Source organism: Stenotrophomonas sp. 05N37, assembly GCF_056397365.1.
Genome location: NZ_JBFTNG010000017.1, coordinates 1 through 1,063 on the forward strand (window position 1 = coordinate 1; position 1,063 = coordinate 1,063).

General features: G+C 64.0%; 1 protein-coding gene. It reads left to right on the forward strand.

The window, feature by feature from the left end; all coding sequences use genetic code 11:
* A partial coding sequence (gene tuf / locus AC1DGC_RS20135) for an elongation factor Tu (protein WP_449336516.1) occupies positions 1–1,062 on the forward strand: 1,062 nt, incomplete at its 5' end.
* Between the last annotated feature and the right edge of the window lies 1 nt (position 1,063).

A 1,063-nucleotide genomic window follows, 5' to 3' on the forward strand; every position in this document is an offset into this window, starting at 1 on the left:
TTCAAGGATTACTCCGCGATCGACGCCGCGCCGGAAGAAAAGGCCCGTGGCATCACGATCTCGACCGCGCACGTCGAATACGAATCCACCGAGCGTCATTACGCCCACGTGGATTGCCCGGGCCATGCTGACTACGTCAAGAACATGATCACCGGTGCTGCCCAGATGGACGGCGCGATCCTGGTCTGCTCGGCTGCTGACGGCCCGATGCCGCAGACCCGCGAGCACATCCTGCTGTCGCGCCAGGTCGGCGTGCCGTACATCGTCGTGTTCCTGAACAAGGCCGACATGGTGGACGACGCCGAGCTGCTGGAACTGGTCGAAATGGAAGTCCGCGAGCTGCTGAGCAAGTACGACTTCCCGGGCGACGACACCCCGATCATCGCGGGTTCGGCCCGTCTGGCGCTGGAAGGCGACCAGAGCGACATCGGCGTGCCGGCCGTGATCAAGCTGGTCGAAGCCCTCGACAGCTGGATCCCGACCCCGGARCGCGACATCGACAAGCCGTTCCTGATGCCGGTGGAAGACGTGTTCTCGATCTCGGGCCGCGGCACCGTGGTGACCGGTCGTATCGAGCGCGGCGTGATCAAGGTCGGCGAAGAAATCGAAATCGTCGGTATCCGTCCGGTCCAGAAGACCACCGTCACCGGCGTGGAAATGTTCCGCAAGCTGCTCGACCAGGGTCAGGCAGGCGACAACGCCGGTCTGCTGCTGCGCGGCACCAAGCGTGACGACGTCGAGCGTGGCCAGGTCCTGGCCAAGCCGGGTTCGATCAAGCCGCACACCCAGTTCGACGCCGAAGTCTACGTCCTGTCCAAGGATGAAGGCGGCCGCCACACCCCGTTCTTCAAGGGCTACCGTCCGCAGTTCTACTTCCGTACCACCGACATCACCGGTGCGGTCGAGCTGCCGGAAGGCGTGGAAATGGTCATGCCGGGCGACAACGTGAAGATGGTTGTCACGCTGATCAACCCGGTCGCCATGGACGAAGGCCTGCGCTTCGCCATCCGCGAAGGCGGCCGTACCGTCGGCGCCGGCGTGGTCTCCAAGATCATCGCGTAAT